The sequence below is a fragment of the Cellulosimicrobium sp. I38E genome (genome assembly GCF_001647255.1).
GTDB classification, from domain to species: domain Bacteria; phylum Actinomycetota; class Actinomycetes; order Actinomycetales; family Cellulomonadaceae; genus Cellulosimicrobium; species Cellulosimicrobium cellulans_E.
Window position 1 is genome coordinate 15068 of sequence record NZ_LUAZ01000012.1, and the last position, 17804, is coordinate 32871.

At 75.4% G+C, this 17804-nt stretch carries 15 protein-coding genes and 1 tRNA gene; 10 read left to right on the plus strand and 6 right to left on the minus strand.

The window, feature by feature from the left end:
* Positions 1 to 28 precede the first annotated feature (28 nt).
* On the minus strand, positions 29 to 634 hold the full coding sequence (locus A0J59_RS03350; protein ID WP_047234376.1) for a TetR/AcrR family transcriptional regulator: 606 nt from the start codon (positions 632 to 634) through the stop codon (positions 29 to 31).
* Positions 635 to 911: 277 nt separating this feature from the next.
* On the opposite strand from A0J59_RS03350, the gene A0J59_RS03355 reads away from it, so the two are divergent.
* The 10 genes from A0J59_RS03355 (at position 912) to A0J59_RS03400 (ending at position 11108) form a co-directional block, all read left to right on the plus strand.
* Positions 912 to 983: transfer RNA gene (locus A0J59_RS03355), tRNA-Gln, on the plus strand.
* 30 nt (positions 984 to 1013) lie between these two features.
* Entirely contained in the window at positions 1014 to 2690 is a 1677-nt protein-coding gene (gene glmU, locus A0J59_RS03360; RefSeq protein WP_047234375.1) for a bifunctional UDP-N-acetylglucosamine diphosphorylase/glucosamine-1-phosphate N-acetyltransferase GlmU, read from the plus strand.
* Between the two features lie 68 nt (positions 2691 to 2758).
* Entirely contained in the window at positions 2759 to 3742 is a 984-nt protein-coding gene (locus tag A0J59_RS03365) for a ribose-phosphate diphosphokinase (protein WP_047234374.1), read from the plus strand.
* Positions 3743 to 3753: 11 nt separating this feature from the next.
* On the plus strand, positions 3754 to 4365 hold the full coding sequence (locus A0J59_RS03370; RefSeq protein WP_255364946.1) for an SIMPL domain-containing protein: 612 nt from the start codon (positions 3754 to 3756) through the stop codon (positions 4363 to 4365).
* A gap of 91 nt (positions 4366 to 4456) precedes the next feature.
* The gene (locus A0J59_RS03375; RefSeq protein WP_064315253.1) at positions 4457 to 5185 is read left to right on the plus strand and encodes a GPP34 family phosphoprotein; all 729 of its coding nucleotides are present in this window, start codon (positions 4457 to 4459) and stop codon (positions 5183 to 5185) included.
* 302 nt (positions 5186 to 5487) lie between these two features.
* A complete protein-coding gene (locus A0J59_RS03380; protein WP_053370295.1) occupies positions 5488 to 6084 on the plus strand; it encodes a 50S ribosomal protein L25/general stress protein Ctc in 597 nt (198 codons plus the stop codon).
* A gap of 175 nt (positions 6085 to 6259) precedes the next feature.
* Complete coding sequence (gene pth, locus A0J59_RS03385; protein WP_047234594.1) at positions 6260 to 6862, plus strand: aminoacyl-tRNA hydrolase; 603 nt, start codon at positions 6260 to 6262, stop codon at positions 6860 to 6862.
* A gap of 114 nt (positions 6863 to 6976) precedes the next feature.
* Entirely contained in the window at positions 6977 to 8134 is a 1158-nt protein-coding gene (locus A0J59_RS03390) for a glycosyltransferase (protein WP_064315228.1), read from the plus strand.
* Positions 8131 to 9924, plus strand: a complete 1794-nt coding sequence (locus A0J59_RS03395) for a tyrosine-protein kinase family protein (RefSeq protein WP_064315229.1) — start codon at positions 8131 to 8133, stop codon at positions 9922 to 9924. The genes A0J59_RS03390 and A0J59_RS03395 overlap by 4 nt, the downstream gene beginning before the upstream one ends.
* Positions 9921 to 11108 carry a glycosyltransferase family 4 protein gene (locus A0J59_RS03400; protein ID WP_172820003.1) on the plus strand — a complete coding sequence of 396 codons (1188 nt, stop codon included), beginning with the start codon at positions 9921 to 9923 and terminating at the stop codon, positions 11106 to 11108. Before A0J59_RS03395 ends, A0J59_RS03400 begins: the two co-directional genes overlap by 4 nt.
* On the opposite strand, the gene A0J59_RS03405 is transcribed toward A0J59_RS03400, so the two are convergent.
* Genes A0J59_RS03405 through A0J59_RS03425 form a run of 5 tightly spaced genes read right to left on the minus strand, consistent with a single transcriptional unit; the run spans position 11056 to position 17789 of the window.
* Positions 11056 to 12201: a glycosyltransferase gene (locus A0J59_RS03405; RefSeq protein ID WP_053370146.1), complete on the minus strand. Its 1146-nt coding sequence runs from the start codon at positions 12199 to 12201 to the stop codon at positions 11056 to 11058. The genes A0J59_RS03400 and A0J59_RS03405 overlap by 53 nt on opposite strands.
* Complete coding sequence (locus tag A0J59_RS03410) at positions 12198 to 13235, minus strand: glycosyltransferase (protein WP_064315231.1); 1038 nt, start codon at positions 13233 to 13235, stop codon at positions 12198 to 12200. Before A0J59_RS03410 ends, A0J59_RS03405 begins: the two co-directional genes overlap by 4 nt.
* Positions 13232 to 14392, minus strand: a complete 1161-nt coding sequence (locus tag A0J59_RS03415) for a glycosyltransferase family 4 protein (RefSeq protein WP_064315232.1) — start codon at positions 14390 to 14392, stop codon at positions 13232 to 13234. The genes A0J59_RS03410 and A0J59_RS03415 overlap by 4 nt, the downstream gene beginning before the upstream one ends.
* Positions 14389 to 15726, minus strand: coding sequence for an O-antigen ligase (locus A0J59_RS03420; protein ID WP_053370143.1), 1338 nt, complete (start codon positions 15724 to 15726; stop codon positions 14389 to 14391). The genes A0J59_RS03415 and A0J59_RS03420 overlap by 4 nt, the downstream gene beginning before the upstream one ends.
* The gene (locus A0J59_RS03425) at positions 15723 to 17789 is read right to left on the minus strand and encodes a glycosyltransferase (protein WP_255364951.1); all 2067 of its coding nucleotides are present in this window, start codon (positions 17787 to 17789) and stop codon (positions 15723 to 15725) included. The genes A0J59_RS03420 and A0J59_RS03425 overlap by 4 nt, the downstream gene beginning before the upstream one ends.
* Positions 17790 to 17804 lie beyond the last annotated feature (15 nt).

Genomic DNA, 17804 nt, shown 5'->3' on the forward strand with positions numbered 1-17804 from the left:
ACCGGTGGACGGACGCGTCAGGACGCCGTCACGACCTGGGCGTCGTGATGAGGTGCGGGCGCTTCTCCATGTCCGCGAGGCCGTTCCACGCGAGGTTGACGAGGTGCGCCGCGACCTCGGTCTTCTTGGGCGAGCGCGCGTCGAGCCAGTACTGCCCGGTGAGGGCGACCATGCCGACGAGCATCTGCGCGTAGATGGGCGCGACCTTGGGGTCGAGCCCGCGCGTGCGGAACTGGTTCGCCAGCAGGTGCTCCACCTGCGTCGCGACGTCGCCGATGAGGCTCGAGAACGTGCCGGTGGCCTGGGCGACGGGGGAGTCGCGCACGAGGATGCGGAACCCGTCCTCGGACGCCTCGATGTAGGACAGGAGTGCGAGCGCGGTGCGCTCGAGGAGGACCTTCGGGTGACCGCCCTCGTCGAGCGCTCCCGACAGCGCCGCGGTGAGCGCCTGCACCTCGCGGTCCACGACGACGGCGTAGATGCCCTCCTTGCCGCCGAAGTGCTCGTACACGACGGGCTTGGACACCTCGGCGCGCGCGGCGATCTCCTCGACGCTCGTGCCCTCGAACCCCTTCTCGGCGAACAGCCGCCGGCTGACCGCGAGCAGCTGCTCGCGCCGCTGGCTCGCGGTCATGCGGGATCGGGGGGTGCGTCTGGGCTCGGCCACGGGGTCCATCATGCCGTGCACCCGCCGCTGTGCCCCGCGTGCGCTCGCGCGCGGGTGTGGCGCAGACAACTGTCGCGGTGGGCGGAGACCAGGGTGCGGACGGGACGAGACGGGCACGACCGGCGTCGGGCACGGGGACCGACCTGGCAGACTGTTCCCGGACCCACCCCGCCCGCCGTGGCCCGGGAGACGTACCGGAGCACGGCGACGGGCAGGTGACGGGCACAGCCGTCGCCGGGTCCGATCCGCCTTGGTGTAATCGGCAGCACAAGGGTTTTTGGTGCCCTTGGTCCAGGTTCGAGTCCTGGGGGCGGAGCTCGTGCCACCGATCCCGAGGGGAACACCCATGGAAGCTCAGCAGGGAACCGACTCGACCGTCGCCCCCGCTGCCGTGATCGTCCTCGCCGCAGGCGAGGGCACGCGGATGAAGTCGTCCACCCCCAAGATGCTGCACACGCTCGCGGGCCGCAGCCTGCTCGGGCACGTGCTCGTCGCGGCGCGCTCGCTCGACCCGGCGCTGCTCGCCGTCGTCGTGCGGCACGAGCGCGACCGCGTCGCCGAGCACGCGGTGTCGGTCGACCCGGACGCCGTCGTCGTGGACCAGGACGAGATCCCCGGGACGGGACGGGCCGTGCAGTGCGCGCTCGCCGCGCTCGACGCGAAGGCCCACGCGCAGGCGCTCCTGCACGGCGTGCCCGACGGCGAGGAGGGGCGCGGTGCCGGCGACGGGCTCGAGGGGCCCGTGGTCGTGACCGCGGGCGACACCCCCCTGCTCGACGGCGGCACGCTGGGCCAGCTCCTCGCCGCGCACGTCGTGGACGGCAACGCGGTGACGATGCTGACGACGGAGCTCGAGGACGCGACGGGCTACGGGCGCGTCGTGCGCGACGGCTCGGGGGACGTGCAGCGCATCGTCGAGCACAAGGACGCGTCGGCCGACGAGCGCGCGATCCGTGAGATCAACGCGTCGATCTACGTGTTCGACGCCGCGGTCCTGCGCCGTGGGCTGGGCACGCTCGGCCGTGACAACGCGCAGGGCGAGGTGTACCTCACGGACGTCGTCGCGGCAGCGCGCGCCGAGGGCGGCACGGTCCGCGCGCTCGTCTCGGCGGACCCGACGATCGTCGAGGGCGTCAACGACCGCGTGCAGCTCGCGACGCTGCGCGCGGAGCTCAACCGCCGGATCCTCGAGGACTGGATGCGCGAGGGCGTGACCGTCGTCGACCCGGCCACCACGTGGGTCGACGTCGACGTCGAGCTCGCGCGTGACGTCACCCTGCTCCCGGGCACGCAGCTCCACGGCGCGACGGTCGTCGCCGAGGGCGCGACGATCGGTCCGGACACGACGCTCACGGACACCGAGGTCGGCGCCGGCGCGACGGTGACCCGCACGCACGGCAGCCTCGCGGTGCTGGGCGCGGGGACGTCCGTCGGGCCGTTCGCCTACCTGCGCCCGGGCACCGTGCTGGGCGCGAAGGGCAAGATCGGCACGTTCGTCGAGACGAAGAACGCGGAGATCGGCGAGGGTTCCAAGATCCCGCACCTGTCCTACGTGGGCGACGCGACGATCGGCGAGCACACGAACATCGGCGCCGCGTCGGTCACCGTCAACTACGACGGCGTCCACAAGCACCGCACGGTGATCGGGTCGCACGCGCGGACGGGCGCGGACAACATGTTCGTCGCCCCCGTGAGCGTCGGCGACGGTGCCTACACCGCGGCCGGCTCCGTCATCCGCCGCGACGTGCCCGCGGGCGCGCTCGGCGTGAGCGGCGGGCAGCAGCGCAACATCGAGGGCTGGGTCGAGCGTCGTCGCCCGGGCACGGCCGCGGCCGACGCCGCGGGCGCCGCGCGCGCGAGCGACCCCGAGGCCCCGCCGCTCGGCGCGCAGGCCCAGGCGCAGCTCGCGGACCAGAGCGCCGCGGCGACCGCCGAGCGCCCGACCCCGCCGCCGCCCGGCCCGGAGCTCGAGCACACGCTCGAGGCGCTGCGTGGCGGTCGCTCCGCGACCACGGCAGACTGACCGCGTCCGGCCGAGACCTCCTCAGACCCACCCCGCACCCGGAAACACCACCGAAGGAACCCACTGGTATGAGCAGCACGATCGCCGGAAACGGGGAGAAGTCCCTCGTCCTCGCCTCGGGGCGCGCGCACCCCGAGCTGGCCAACGACGTCGCGCGGGAGCTGGGCATCGACCTGCTGCCCACGACCGCGTACGACTTCGCGAACGGCGAGATCTACGTCCGGTTCGGCGAGTCGGTGCGCGGCGCCGACGTCTTCATCCTCCAGAGCCACACCGCGCCGATCAACCAGTGGATCATGGAGCAGCTGCTCATGGTCGACGCCGCGAAGCGCGCCTCGGCCCGCACCATCACGGTGGTCCAGCCGTTCTACGGCTACGCCCGCCAGGACAAGAAGCACCGTGGCCGCGAGCCGATCTCGGCCCGCCTCATGTCCGACCTGTTCACCGCCGCGGGCGCCGACCGCCTCATGAGCGTCGACCTGCACGCCGCGCAGACGCAGGGCTTCTTCGACGGCCCCGTCGACCACCTGTGGGCGATGCCGATCCTCACGGACTACGTCCGCACGCGCGTCGACACGTCGAACGTCACGGTCGTCTCGCCCGACGCCGGCCGCATCCGCGTCGCCGAGCAGTGGGCGGCGAAGCTCGGTGGCGGGCCGCTCGCGTTCGTGCACAAGACGCGCGACGTCACGCGCCCGAACCAGGCCGTTGCCAACCGCGTCGTCGGCGACGTCGAGGGCCGCGACTGCGTGCTCGTCGACGACCTCATCGACACCGGCGGCACGATCGCCGAGGCGGTGCGCGTCATCCTCGCCGCGGGTGCGCGGTCGGTCATCGTGGCCGCGACGCACGGCGTGCTGTCCGACCCGGCGGCGCAGCGCCTCTCGGAGTGCGGGGCCAGCGAGGTCGTCATCACGGACACGCTGCCCATCGCCGCGGAGAAGCAGTTCCCGCAGCTCACCGTGCTCTCCATCGCGCCGCTCGTGGCGCGCGCCATCCGCGAGGTGTTCGACGACGGGTCGGTCACCTCGCTCTTCGACGGCAACAGCTGACAGGAGGGGCCGTGGGCGGCTCGGGAGTGACGACCACCGGACAGGGGGCGGTGACCGCGGCGCCGGACGTCGCGGTCGTCGAGCTGGGCGCAGAGTCGAGCGCGCCCGGCGTCCAGGAGGCCCTCGACCGCGCGAACACGGGGCTCGCCGCGGCGCGCGACGCGCTCGTCGCGGCGGGCGTCGACGCCGCGGACGTGCGCACGTCGCAGACGTCGACGTGGACCGAGCAGCGCGACGACGGCCCGCGCACGACCGCGCGGCTCACGCTGCGCGCGACGGTGCGCGACGTCGCGGCGTGCGGGGAGATCGTCCGCGCCGCGCTCGACGCGGCCGGGCCCGTCGCGCGCCTCGACTCGACGAGCCTCGCCGTCGGCGACCCCGGCCCGCTCGCCGTGGCGGCGCGCGACGCCGCGTTCGCCGACGCGCGCTCGCGCGCCGAGCAGTACGCGCGGCTGGCCGGACGCTCGCTCGGCCCGGTCGTGGAGGTCCGCGAGGACGCGGGCGGGCCCGGTCCGATGCCGCGCCTCATGGCGGCCAAGGCGGCGAGCGACGCGCTCGTCGTCGAGCCCGGCACGCAGGAGGTCCGCGCGAGCGTGACGGTGCGCTGGGAGCTCGCGGACTGACGACCCGCTCCGCGCGACCGTGCGCGGCGCACGGCACGCTCGTGACAAAAGGCAGGGGTCCTGGGCCGAGGCGCGCCCTAGCGTGGTGGCCATGCTCATCCTCGAGGACTACCTGCTGCTCACGCTCGACGACGTGACCGGGAAGGCCGTCGTGGACGCCTCGTACCGCGAGCAGGTCGCCGCGGGCGCGCTCCTCGTCGAGCTGGCGCTCCTGGGTCGCGCCGACCTCGCGGGTGACGGCGACGGCGGGCGCGTCGGCCGGATCGTGGTGCGGGACCCGTCCCCGACGGGCAACGCGCTGCTCGACGAGGCTCTCGACGTCGTGCGGTCGCGCGAGGGGTCGACGCCCAAGGCGCTCGTGGCGCCCCTCGCGAAGCTCAAGCCGGCGTCCCGCGCGATCGGGTCGCTCGCCGAGCGCGGCGTCCTGCGCCGCGAGGAGGGGCGCGTGCTCGGGATCTTCCCCACCACGCGCTGGCCTGCCGCCGACACCCGGCACGAGGACGGCGTGCGCGCCGACCTGTGGCGCGTCCTGGTCGACGGCGGCGCGCCGGACCAGCGCACCGCCGCCCTGGTGGCGATCCTCGCCGCGACCGGGCAGGCGGGCCGCGTGCTGGCCGCGGGCGACGGCCGTGGAGCCCCGGCCGTCGCCGACGGCGGAGCCGACCTGTCCGGGTCGCGCCGTCGCGCCGTCGACGCGCGTGCGAAGGAGATCGCGCGGCAGAGCTGGGCGAGCGAGGCGGTGCGCGCCTACGTGGAGGAGGTCACCGCGGTGATCCTCGTCGGCGCCACGGTCGCGGCGACGGCCGCGGCGACGAGCTGACGACGGACGACCTGCGGGTTTCGCCCCACCGTCCCGCCCGGGTACAGTAGTCAGGTTGCCTCGGCGAGGGACGTCTGACGGCCGGCAGCGCTGGACCGGTGAGCACACCGGCGGCGCGGGACCGCGAGTGTCAGCCAGACCTGTTGGATCTCCGTTATCGACTGGGCGGTCGTCCTCCTGCGCGCCCGTCACACGTCCCGCGCCGACGCAGCCGCCCGTCCGGGTGGCCCTCTCAACCGTCCGGACAGCCGACCGCTCCCCACTGGTGGCCGGCCCGCAACGTTCTTCCAGGAGTGATCCACGTGTCTGAGATCAAGCTCGCCGCCGAGGCCCGCACCGAGTTCGGCAAGGGTGCCGCCCGCCGCGTCCGCCGTGCCGGCAAGATTCCCGCGGTCCTCTACGGCCACGGCACCGACCCTCTGCACGTGACCCTGCCGGGTCACGAGACGATGATGGCGCTCAAGCACTCGAACGCGCTGTTCTCGATCGAGCTCGACGGCAAGGCCCAGCTCGCGATCGCCAAGGACGTCCAGCGCGAGCCGGTCCGCAACGTCATCGAGCACGTCGACCTGCTCATCGTGAAGAAGGGCGAGAAGGTCGAGGTCGAGGTGCCGGTGCACGTCGTGGGCGAGTCGGTCCCCGGCACGATCCACCTGCTCGAGCAGCTCACCCTCGTCGTCGAGGCGGACGCGACGCGCCTGCCCGACGCGATCGAGGTCTCCGTCGAGGGTCTCGAGGCCGGCTCGGTCGTGTACGCGGGCGACGTCACGCTGCCGGAGGGCGTCACCCTCGTGACGGACGCCTCGGCCGACGTCCTCATCGTCAGCGAGCCCAAGGTCGAGGCCTCCGAGGACGAGGCCGCCGAGGAGGCCGCCCCCGCCGAGGCCGCGGCGGAGTGATCCTCCCCGTCGTCGGCTGACGCCACGACGACCCGCGTCGGACGCCCGGTACCGTGACGGTGCCGGGCGTCCGTGCGCCCGCACCACGACTGCACCACCACCCGCACCACCACCCGCACGACCTCCCACCGGCGCGCCGCCCGGGGCGGGACCCGGACGAAGGACGAGGGACGACATGACCGACCAGCCGTGGCTCGTCGTCGGGCTCGGCAACCCCGGGCCGACGTACGCGGGCAACCGCCACAACCTGGGCCACATGGTCCTCGACGTCCTCGCGGGGCGGGCCGCGGCCCGGTTCGCGCGCCACCCGCGGGCGCAGGCCGCCGTCGCCGAGGCCCGCATCGGGATGCTGCCCGGCGGGCGGCCCGGTCCGCGCGTCGTCCTGGCCAAGCCCACGACGTACATGAACGTCTCCGGCGGCCCGGTGTCCGGGCTCGCGAAGTACTACGGGATCGACCCGGACCACGTCGTCGTGGTCCACGACGAGGTCGACATCCCGTTCGGCGCGGTGAAGCTGAAGATCGGCGGCGGCGAGGGCGGCCACAACGGCCTGCGCGACATCACGAAGGCCCTCGGCACCAAGGACTACGTGCGGGTGCGGGCGGGGGTCGGACGTCCCCCGGGCCGGCAGGACACCGCCGACTTCGTGCTCAAGGACTTCAAGGGCCCCGAGGCCAAGGAGCTCCCGTTCCTGCTCGACGACGCCGCGGACGCCGTCGAGATGCTGCTCACCGACGGCCTGCTCGCCGCCCAGGGGAAGTACCACACGAAGGCGTAGCGCCGTCAGGCGCGTCAGGACGCCCGTTTTCACCCGGGTGAGGTCCCTTCGTCCCCCACCTCCGGCGGTCCCTCCGACCCTAGGCTGAATGCCTGCGTTCGCGAGGGAGGACCGATGACCCACGGTGTCGCGCTCGCGCACGACTACGCGACCCAGCGTGGCGGCGCGGAGCGGGTCGCGCTGCTGCTCGCCGACGCGTTCCCCGGCTCGCCGATGTACACGACGCTGTACGACCCGGTCGGCACGTTCCCCGAGTTCGGCTCCCTCGACCTGCGCACGTCCGCCCTCGACCGGGCGGGTCTCCTGCGGCGCCACCACCGGGTCGCGCTCCCGTTCCTGGCGCCCGCCGTCGACCGGCAGCGCGTCGAGGCGGACGTCCTGCTCGCGTCCTCCACGGGCTGGGCCCACGGTTACCGCGGGGCGGGACGCACCGTCGTCTACTGCCACGCGCCCGCCCGGTGGCTCTACCAGCGGGACCGGTACCTGGGGCCGGCGGACGGCTCTCTCGCGGACCGCGCCCGACGGCGGGCCGCGGCCACGGCGCTCGGCCTCCTCTCACCGGGCCTGCGCCGCTGGGACGGCGCCGCCGCGCGGCGCGCGAACGTCTACCTCGCCAACTCGACCGTGACGCAGCGCGCGATCCGGGACGCCTACGGCATCGAGGCGGAGGTGCTCGCGCCGCCGCCCGCGATGCTGCCCGACGGAGAGGAGCGCGCGGTCCCCGGCCTGGAGCCCGGCTTCCTCCTGTGCGTGGCGCGCCTGCTGCCCTACAAGAACGTCGACGCCGTCGTCGAGGCCGCGCTCGCGACCGGCCGAGAGCTCGTCGTCGTCGGCGACGGACCGGACCGAGCCCGGCTGGAGGCGCAGGCCGCTCGCGGGGGCGGGAGCGTGCGCCTGCTCGGGCGCGTCGACGACGCCACGCTGCGCTGGGTCTACGGGAACACGTCGGCCCTCGTCGCCGCGTCGTACGAGGACTACGGGCTGTCGCCGCTCGAGGCCGGGGCGTTCGGGCGTCCGAGCGTGGTGCTGCGCGACGGCGGCTACCTCGACACGGTGGCCGACGGCGTGAACGGCGTGTTCTTCGACGCGCCGCGGCCCGACCTCGTGGCCGCGGCCGTCGAGGCCGCAGCGGGACGCGCGTGGGATGATAACGCCGTGAGGCGACACGTCGCGGGCTTCGGTCGGGAGCGGTTCGTCGAGCGGCTGCACGACGTCGTGTCGGGACAGCTCGCCGGGACCTCGGCGCTCGGTGGGGGAGGGCAGGTCCGATGACGATCAGGGAGTTCCTCCGGACGGTCTGGCAGGGGCGGTACTACGTGCTCGTGGCCGTCCTGGTCGTCGTGGCGGGCGCCGCCTTCTACGTCCAGCGGCAGGACACGGTCTACGAGGCCACGGCCTCGGTGCAGGTGGTGGCGGCAGAGTCCGTCCCGGGCGCCAACCAGCAGGCCTCGTCGGTGACGGTGGACACCGACCCGGAGATCGTCCGGCTCCCGGCCGTCATGGAGGTCGCCGCGACGGAGCTCGGCGGGGTCGACCCTCGGTCGCTCGCGGGGGCGGTCCAGGGGTTCTACAACCCCGACACGCTGACCATGTCGGTCGTCGCGCGCGCGGGGACGCCCGAGGAGGCGACCGCACGCGCCAACACCGTGGCGCAGGCCTACATCGCGCACCTGCCGGCCGTGCTCGACGAGCAGGTGGCGGCGCTCGACGAGCGGCGCGAGGCCTTGCGGACCCAGCTCGACGCGATCCAGGGCGAGCTCGCCTCGGACCCGGACGACCCGCTCGCCCTCGCCGAGCGCGACACGATCGTCGAGCAGTACCAGTCGATCTCCGCCCTCCGCAGCACGTTCGAGTCGATCGTGAGCCCCGCGGTGCTCGTCGACCCGGCGACCGCGGCCGTCCCGCTCGGCATGCCCTCGTTGCTCGTGCTCGCACTGGCTGTCCTCACCGGCCTGCTCGCGGGCGTCGGCCTCGCGTTCGCGCGGCGCGGCTTCGACCTGCGGGTCCGGGGACCGGGGGAGGCCACGGCCCTCGCGGAGACCCCGGTGCTCGCCGAGCTGTACGACGTCCGCGGTGCCGACAAGGACTTCCGGAGGACGGGCAACCTGCCCGTCTCGAGCCGCCACGCCTCCCCGTTCACGGAGTCGGTGCGCGAGCTCCGGACCGCGGTGCGCGTCTCGCTCGGGGACGTCCCGCACGCCGTCGTCATGGTCACCGCCGCCGACCCGCACGCCCCGCGGGCGTTCATCACCGCGAACCTCGCGGCCTCGTTCGCGCTGAGCGGGCGTCCCACGATCGTCCTGTGCGGCGACCTCCGGCGCCCGCAGCTGGCGGAGCTGCTCCCGGCGCCGGCGGGGTGGGAGGGATCCTCCGCCGAGCTGCGGCCGACGCGCATCCCCAACCTGCGTCTCATGCCCGTGCAGGACGAGGAGATGGACCCCGCGGACTTCCTCGCCACCGCTCAGGTGCGTCGTCTGGTCGAGAGCCTCCAGGGCGAGGCGGCGATCGTCGTGGTCGACGCGCCGCCCGTCCTCGCGGCGGCCGACGCGACGATCCTCGGCGGGTACGCGAACGGCGTGGTCCTCGTCGCGTCCCTCGAGCGCACCGACCGGGCGGTGCTCCAGGAGGCCGCCGAGCGGCTGCGCATCAACCATGTGCCCCTCGTCGGCATCGCGCTCGCCGGGGTCAAGGGCGACCGGCGCATGCACTACGCCACCTCGTACGGGGCGGACGCCCCGGTCTTCGCCGCCGACGCGGACGCGGCGACCGACGCGCCCGTCGAGGCCGAGCGATCCACGGCCAGGGCCACGCGGGCGACGAGGTCGGAGCCCGACGTCCCCGCCGCCCAGGAGCCCCCCGCGACGGCCGAGCCGAGCGCAGGTCCGGAGGCGACGCCCTCGCCGTCGCCGTCGCCCTCGCCCTCGCCGTCGAGCGCTCCGTCGCCGCGCCGCCTCGAGCCGCGGTGGGCCAAGGTCCCGGCGTCCGAGGAGCCGGTGCCCGAGCAGCCCGAGGCCGTGGACGGCGAGCCCTCGGGGATCCGGCACCGACCCTTCCGATGGTGAGCGGTCGGGACCCGACCCGGCGGCTGCGCGTCCTGGCGCTCGACCACACCGCGGAGGCGGGCGGGGCCGAGCTCGCCCTGCTCCGGTTGTGCGACGCCGTGTCGGCCGACGTCGACGTGCGCGTCCTCCTGTTCGCCGACGGCCCGCTCGTCCCGGCGCTCGCCGCGCGCCGCGTGCCCGTGCGGGTCGCTCCGTTGGACCCCGCGCTGGCCCGCGCGTCGAGGGAGGAGATCGGCTCCGCCGGTCGGGGACACCTGCGTCGCGCGCGGGCGGCCCTGCGGTTCCAGCACGTGCTCTACCGCGAGATCCGGGCGGCCGACCCCGACGTCGTGCACACGAACTCCCTCAAGGCGGACCTCCTCGCCCTCCTGCCGGCCGTGCTCGCGCGGCGCCCGCTGGTCTGGCACGTCCACGACCGGGTCGCGGCCGACTACCTCCCGCGGTCCCTCGTGCTGCTGCTGCGTGCGCTGTCGTGGCTCCCCGCCGCGCTCGTGACGAACTCCGCCGCGACCGCGGCGACGCTCCCGCGCCCGTCGACCGTCGCCCGCCCCGGCCTCGACGCCCGCCAGGTGCGGGTGTCTCCCCGGCCCCGGCCCGACGGGGCGCCCGTCGTCGGCCTCGTCGGCCGGATCAGCCCGACCAAGGGCCAGCGCGAGCTCGTCCGCGCGGCCCCGCGCATCCTGCGGCGCCACCCCGGGGCGACCTTCCGGGTCGTGGGCGCGGCGACCTTCGGGGAGGACGACTACGAGGCCGCCGTGCGGGCAGAGGCCGTGAGCCTCGGTGTGTCGTCGCAGGTCCGGTGGGTCGGCGCGGTGCCGGACCCGACGGTCGAGCTCGACCGGCTGACCGTCCTCGTGCACGCCTCGCCCGTGCCCGAGCCGTTCGGCCAGGTCGTCGTCGAGGCGATGGCCCGTGGCGTGCCCGTGGTCGCCACGGACGCGGGCGGTGTGCCCGAGATCGTGGGCCGCGGGCGGGCCGCGACCGGGGTCCTCGTCCCGCCGGGTGACGTCGAGGCCCTGGCCGACGCCGTCCTGGACGTCGTCGACCGTCCGGACGAGGCCGAGGAGCGCGCGGCGAGAGCGTGGGCGGACGTGCGGGAGCGCTTCTCGGTGCGTGTGACGGCGGACGCGGTCACCGGGGTGTGGCGCCGCGTCGGGCGACGCGCGCGACGACGTCGGCCATGAGTGCGGCCTGGTGCCGCCACGTGGGCACCCCGGGCGGGGCGACCGCGGTCGTCGGGCCCTCGCGCAGCACCGTGCGAACACCCGCCGGGAAGCCGTCGCGGTCCGTCACCCGCACCTGGGGCCCGGCGAGGTCGCGGAACCCGGCCACCGGCGTCGAGACGACGGGACGACCGGCCGCGAGGTACTCGTAGGCCTTGATCGGGTCGAGGCTCTCCGTGAACGCCGACACGACGTGCGGGACGAGGAGCGCGTCCGCGTGCTGGAGGTAGGCGGGCACGGTCTCGTACGGACGGCTGCCCAGCACGACCACCCCCGCGCTTCCGAGGCGGTCGAGCGTCACCCGGTCGACGTCGACGACGGGGCCGACGAGGACCACGCGCGCCTCCCCGGCGAGCTCCCGCGCCGTGCGCTCGAGGAGGTCGAGGTCGAAGCGGTCGGGATGGACCGTCCCGAGGTAGAGCGCGACGGGGCCGGCCGGCAGGTCGACGGGGCGGTGCCGCGGCTCGCGGTAGCGGTCGAGGTCCACCCCGTTGGTGACGAGGACGACGTCGCGCCGGGCGCCCTTGCTCGTCGCCAGGCCGGGGGAGCAGACGACGACCTCGACGCAGCGGTCGAGCAGGAGCTCCTCGTCCGCCACGAGCCGGTCGTGCTCGTCCGGGGTGCGGTCGGCGGCGAGCCAGTCGTCCGTGACGTCGTACAGGGCGGGCCAGTCCGTCTGTACGAGCATGCGCGCGCCGGAGGGGTCGTTCACCCACAGGACGGGTGCGCGCATGCCGAGGCGGCGCACAGCCCGTTCCGTCGCCCGGGCGAGACGTTCGTCGACCCGGTGGTCCAGCCGGCGCGGGAGCGTCTTCGTGGGCTCGAACAGCGACAGCCTGCCCGGCGCCACGCCGTCGAGGGGCGGTCCGGCACGCAGCCCCCGGCCACGGCGCGGGCGGCGCTGCCGGCTCAGCTGGAACAGCGGGTCGGCCGCCGGCTCGACGAACAGCACGCGGAGCGCGGGATCCCCCCGGAGCAGCTCGGTGACGAGGTGCTGGTTGCGCCGCCACACGGTGTCCCAGGTCTCGAGCGAGACCACCACCAGGTCGGTCATGCGTCCAGCACCCGGCGGTAGGCCGCGGTCGTCCCGGCGAGCCAGGCGGCGGTGCTGAACTCCCCGGTCTGGCGCTCGCGCGCAGCGCGCGCGAGCGCGTCCCGTCGCGCCGAGGCGGCGGCGAGCGCGGCGAGCGCGGCACCCGCCGCGCCCGGGTCGAGCGGGTCGTAGAGCGCCGCGGGGTCGAGCCCGTCGAGGAGCTCGACGTGGCCTCCCGCGGACGCGGCCACCACGGGGAGACCGCTCGCCATGGCCTCGAGCACGCTGAGACCGAGCCCCTCGACGGGGCACGGCGCCAGGAGCAGGGACGCCCGGCGCATGAGCGCGTCGACGTCGTCGCGTCGCCCGAGGAACCGCACGTGCGCACCGATGCCCAGCGTCGCGGCGAGCGACTCCAGGCGTGCGCGCTGCGCGCCGTCGCCCGCCAGGTCGAGCCGCCATCCCGCGTCGCCCAGGCGCGCGGCGGCGAAGGCGCGGAGCGCGAGGTCCGTGCGCTTCTCCTCCTCGAGGCGCTGCGCCACCAGCACGACCGGCTCGCGCTCCGCAGCCGCAGGCGACGGGCCGCGGTCCTCCACCCCGGGGTGCACCACGGTGCAGGGGCCGTCGACGGCCTCGGCGACCGACCGGCTGATCGCGAGCTGGGCGACCACGGGACGTCGCGCGACCGCCGCGACGACCGGGCCCAGACGTCCGGTGCCGCGCGGGCGGGCGAAGTGGCGGGTGCTCACGACGGGGCCGACCCGGCGGCGCACGAGCGTCGCGAGGGACGCCGCGGTCTCGGCGGCCGTCATGTGCACGTGCACCACGTCCGCGCCGGGCGCGACGGCGAGGAGGGCGCGCACCACGTGCGCCGTCGTCGCCCCGGGGAGGATCCGGAGCGGGTGGGCAGTGCCCGTCGCCGCGCGCATCCGCGGGGTGTCGCCTCCCACGACGACGACCTCGTCGCCCTGGCCGGCCTGGGCGCGTGCCAAGGTCGCGACGTGGCGCTCGACACCGGCGAAGCCGTCGGACCGGACGGCGTGCACGATCCTCACGCGCGGACCCCCGCGGGTCGCCGGCCGCCACGGGTCCGCGCCGGGCGGGCGGGGAGCGTCTCCAGGATGTCGAGGTAGCGCCGGGCCACGATGGCCCACGAGTGCTCGAGCGCGACCGCCCGGGCGGCCTCCGCGAGCGCCGCCCGGTCGCGCCCGGCGAGGTCGCGCACCGCGGCGGCGACCTGCTCGGCGTCGCCCGCCACGACGTGGCCGGTGACGCCGTCGACCACGACGTCCGGGACGCAGCCGACCGGTGTGGCGACGACCGGGACGCCGGACGCGAGCGCCTCGAGCACCACGAGCCCGAACGACTCGTACGCGCTCGGCAGGACGAGGGCGTCGGCGGCCGCGAGGACCGGGCGCGGGTCCTCGAGCGCCCCGTGGAGGTGGACCCGTTCCCCGAGCCCCCGGCTCGCCACGTCGTCGCGCAGCGCGGCGACCATCGACGCGGTCCCGCCCACGACGGAGAGGTGCACGTCGTCGCCGAGCCGCGCGAGCGCGTCGAGGGCCACCGGCAGGCCCTTGCGCTCGTACTCGTGGCCGAGGAAGAGGAGGTGCGTCGTGGCGTCGGTCAGCCCGAGGCCGCGCCGTGCGTCGGCCCGCGCCTCCGCGGTCGGCGGCCTGTACCGGTCGACGTCCACGCCGTTGCCGATGACGACCGTGGGCGGCCGGAGCCGGGGGTAGGTGCGGCGCAGCGCGGCGTCGTCCGCGGCGACGAGGTCGACCACGAGGCGGTGCGTCCGGCCGGAGTAGCGCACCGTGTCGCGGGCCGCGACGAACACGTGCATGGGGTTGCGGAGCATCCGCAGCGCGAAGGCGCCGCGCGAGCGCATCGCGACCTGCACGATGCCGTGGTTGACGTAGACGTCGCCCGCGAGCGCGTCGTTGTGGCACACCCCGACGACGTCGCCCAGGCGCGCGAGACGCCGTCGGGCCAGGGTGGTGCCGACGGTCGAGAACCAGACGACCCGGGCGGCCAGCACGAGCCGGCCGCGCACGCCGCTCCCCGGCTCGCCGAGCCAGGACCCCATGGCGTCGTCCATCGTGAAGCGGGCGGTCTCGACGCCGAGGCGCCGCCACTCCTGCTCCAGGTGGTGGGCGACCGCGCCGACCCCGGTCCCGGGGCCGATGGTCGGGACGATCTGCACGATCCTCATCGGCGGACGGCCTCCATCTCGCGGACCGACGGCAGGGCCGCGTCGGGGTCGATCGTCGTGAGCCCGGAGCGGAAGGCCTCGCGCGAGCGGGCGTAGGCCTCGGCCCCGACGCACACCCCGACGACCGCGAACGGCAGGGTGACCACGATCGCGGACCAGAAGAGGTCGAACTGGCCCTGGACGAGTCGCGACAGGAGCACGGTGAGCGCGAGCGTGCCGAACCGCGGGTTCATGCGCCAGAGCACGACCATGCTGCCGAGGAACAGCACGACGAAGCCCACGAGCCCGACGACCCCCGCCGACGACAGGACCTCGAGCTCGGCGTTGGGTGGCTGGAAGCCGTACTGGGTGCGTCCGGCCGTCCACCAGCGCAGCCCCACCCCGAACCACGGGCTGCTGCGCCAGACCTCGAGGGCCTGCTGGTACCAGGTGAGGCGCTGGTTGGCCGAGTTGAACGGGTTGGCCTCGGAGAGCTGCTCCTGGACGGCGAGCCACACGAACCAGACGGCGGGTATCGCGGCGAGGAGGATGAGCTTGGAGCGCTTGCGGTCGGGGTCGGTCCGCAGCGTGATGACCATGACGCCGACGGCGAGCCCGACGAGCGCCTGCCGCGCCTGGGACGCGAGGACACCGACCGAGCACAGGACGAAGGACAGGTGGGCGAACCAGCGTGGCCAGCCCACCCACCAGGGCCGGGCGTAGCCGACCAGGGCCGCGATGCCGAGCACGCAGCCGACGAAGTTCTTGTGCATCCCGTACGGCCAGTTCAGGTACACGGGGCCGTCGTAGCCGGCGGCGAGGTTCTGGAGCGCGGCGACGCACGTGAGGACCGCGATGAGCAGGCACGGCACCATGAGCAGCGTGAGCCCCACGCGGGCGCGACCCGCGCGCCCCACGGCCCACCCCACGACGAGCGCGCCGCCCGTCGACAACCACGCGTGGAACCACTCGACCGTGTTGGCGAGGTAGGGGTTGGCGATCACCGTGAAGAGCGTGGAGACCTGGTAGACGGCGGTGAGCCACAGCAGGGAGCGCATCGGCGCCGAGAACGGCCGTGGCGCGAGCACGAGGGCCGCCCAGAAGGCGGCGAACACGGCGAGATCGCTCAGGGTGAGGTCCACGCCACCGCCACCGACGCGCTGGACGACGATCGTCGCGGGCATCGCCAGGACCGGCAGGGCGACCGGCTCGTACGCCGTCAGCCCGACGACGAGCACGACCGCGGCCCCCGCGAGCGCGTAGGGGGTGGAGGCCGGGAGGAGGTACCCGACGAGCGCGAGCCCTGCGGCGACGACGAGCGTCCCCGCGACCCACGCGAGCGGCCGGCGGATCACGTCGTGCTCGGCGTGCGGTAGCGGAGCTCCGCGGCGGCGGGGCCGCGCACGTGGAGCCGGAGCCGTCGCACGGCGCTCTGGCGTGCCTCGCCCCGCAGCAGGAGCGACCGGGCGGCGGAGCCGACCACCGCCCCCGCGCGGGCGACCTGCCAGGCGGCCGTGCCGTAGTGCTTGCGCTGGAAGTGCTCCTGGGACGCGTGGAAGTGGGTGTCGCGCCGGGCGGGGTCCGAGCTGGTGGCGCCGCCCAGGTGGACGGCGACGACGCCCGTGTCGACGACGTGGCGCCACCCGCGCCGGTTCGCGCGGTACGCCCAGTCGGTCTCCTCCGCGTACAGGAAGAAGCGCTCGTCGAACGCGCCGACGTCGGCGAGCGCGTCGGCGGACAGCAGGAGGACGGAGCCCACCACGAAGCCGCGGTCGGGCCGCGCCGCGCGCAGCCGCCCGAGGCCGACCGCGTCGACCCAGGTGGCGAGGGGCGACGGGTAGGGCCAGACGACGCGAGACGGGTTGCCCTCGCCGTCGACCTGGGAGGGCCCGACGCTGGCGGTCCGCGGCGCGGCGTGCAGCGTGCGCACGAGGTGGCGCACGTCGTCGAGCGAGATCTCGGCGTCCGGGTTGAGCAGAAGGACGTCACGCCCGGGCTCCTGCCGATGGGCGAGGGCGTGGTTGACGCCGGCCGCGAAGCCGCCGTTGCGCCCGGGGTCGAGGTAGCGGCCGCCCGCGCGCTCGACGATCTCGCGGATCCGCGGCTGCGACGAGTTGTCCACGACCGTGATCGGCACCGCGCCCGCGAGCGGTGCGAGGGCGCTCTCGACCAGCTCCGGCGCGCCGTACGCCACGAGGACCACCTCGGGGTCGTGGCGCGATGCGGCGCCGGCCCCCGACGACGCGGCCTCTCTGCCCGCGGCGATGGTCGCGTACAGGTCCCGGTAGCGCGTCGCGACGACCTCCCACGTGCACGCGGCGGCTCGGCGCAGGCCCGCCTCGCGCAGCGTGGCGGCGAGCGCGGGGTCGGTGACGACCCGCACGAGGGCGTCGCGCAGCGACCCCGGGTCGTCGGGCGGGACCAGCAGGCCCGCGTCCGCGACGACGTCGGGCAGCGCGCCCGTGCTGGTCGCCACGACCGGGACGCCGCACGCCATCGCCTCGACCGCGACGCGCCCGAACTGCTCGACCCAGCCGGGGGTCGCGCGCGACGGGACGGCCAGCACGTCGAGGCCGCGGTAGAAGTCGGCGAGACCGTCCTCGTCGAGCGACCCGACGAAGCGCACGCGGTCGCCGAGCCGGCGGGCGCGTGCGCGCAGCGCGTCGCGCTCGGGCCCGTCGCCTGCGACGCGCAGCTCCAGGCGGTCGTCCGCCGCCACGGCGTCGAGCAGCACGTCGACGCCCTTGTGCGGGGCGAGACGGCCCGCATACCCGACGACGGCCCGACCGGTGCGCGGCCCGCGTCCGGAGGAGGGACGGAAGATCTCCGGGTCGACGCCCAGCGGGATCGTCTCCACGACGCCCCGCGCACCCTTGCGGCGCACGACGCGACCCGCGTCGTCGTTGCACACCGACACCGCGGCTGCCCCGCGCAGGGTGCGCCGCTCGAACCACCGGAACGGCCAGGGGTACCGCTTGTCGAGGTTCTGCGCCGAGTACAGCACGTACGGCGCGGCGGGCCCCGGCGCGCGGCCGCGGACCTCGTCGACCGCCCGGCGCAGCCACCGCAGGGCCAGCACCTGCGCGGTCGCGAGCGCGAACGGCTCCTCGTGCAGGTCCAGGACGTCCCACCGCTCGCCGAGGAGGCGCCACAACGGGCGGGGGTCGTAGAGGAAGAGGGCCGGGTGCGTCCCGAGCGTCCCTGCGCCCGTGACGACCTCGCCCGGCAGCGGCTCGAGCGGGACGCGCACGCCGCCCTCGTCCCAGGCGCGGGCCGAGACGAGGTGCACGTCGACGCCGTCGCGGCGCAGCGCGCGCTCACGCTCGCGCCACGCCGTCACGACGGCGCTGTGGGAGACGCGCAGCACGCTCAGCGCGGGTCGTCCGTGCCTCTCCGGGCGGGGCAGGGTAGCGCTCACGCCGACGCTGCCGCC

What these genes read in the sequence shown, in the direction of transcription:
- A0J59_RS03390 (WP_064315228.1), top strand. Translation starts at nt 6,977, where the DNA reads ATGACCCACGGTGTCGCGCTCGCGCACGACTACGCGACCCAGCGTGGC.
- A0J59_RS03415 (WP_064315232.1), bottom strand. Translation starts at nt 14,392, where the DNA reads ATGAGGATCGTGCAGATCGTCCCGACCATCGGCCCCGGGACCGGGGTC.
- A0J59_RS03405 (WP_053370146.1), bottom strand. Translation starts at nt 12,201, where the DNA reads ATGACCGACCTGGTGGTGGTCTCGCTCGAGACCTGGGACACCGTGTGG.
- A0J59_RS03350 (WP_047234376.1), bottom strand. Translation starts at nt 634, where the DNA reads ATGACCGCGAGCCAGCGGCGCGAGCAGCTGCTCGCGGTCAGCCGGCGG.
- A0J59_RS03375 (WP_064315253.1), top strand. Translation starts at nt 4,457, where the DNA reads ATGCTCATCCTCGAGGACTACCTGCTGCTCACGCTCGACGACGTGACC.
- A0J59_RS03365 (WP_047234374.1), top strand. Translation starts at nt 2,759, where the DNA reads ATGAGCAGCACGATCGCCGGAAACGGGGAGAAGTCCCTCGTCCTCGCC.
- glmU (WP_047234375.1), top strand. Translation starts at nt 1,014, where the DNA reads ATGGAAGCTCAGCAGGGAACCGACTCGACCGTCGCCCCCGCTGCCGTG.
- pth (WP_047234594.1), top strand. Translation starts at nt 6,260, where the DNA reads ATGACCGACCAGCCGTGGCTCGTCGTCGGGCTCGGCAACCCCGGGCCG.
- A0J59_RS03395 (WP_064315229.1), top strand. Translation starts at nt 8,131, where the DNA reads ATGACGATCAGGGAGTTCCTCCGGACGGTCTGGCAGGGGCGGTACTAC.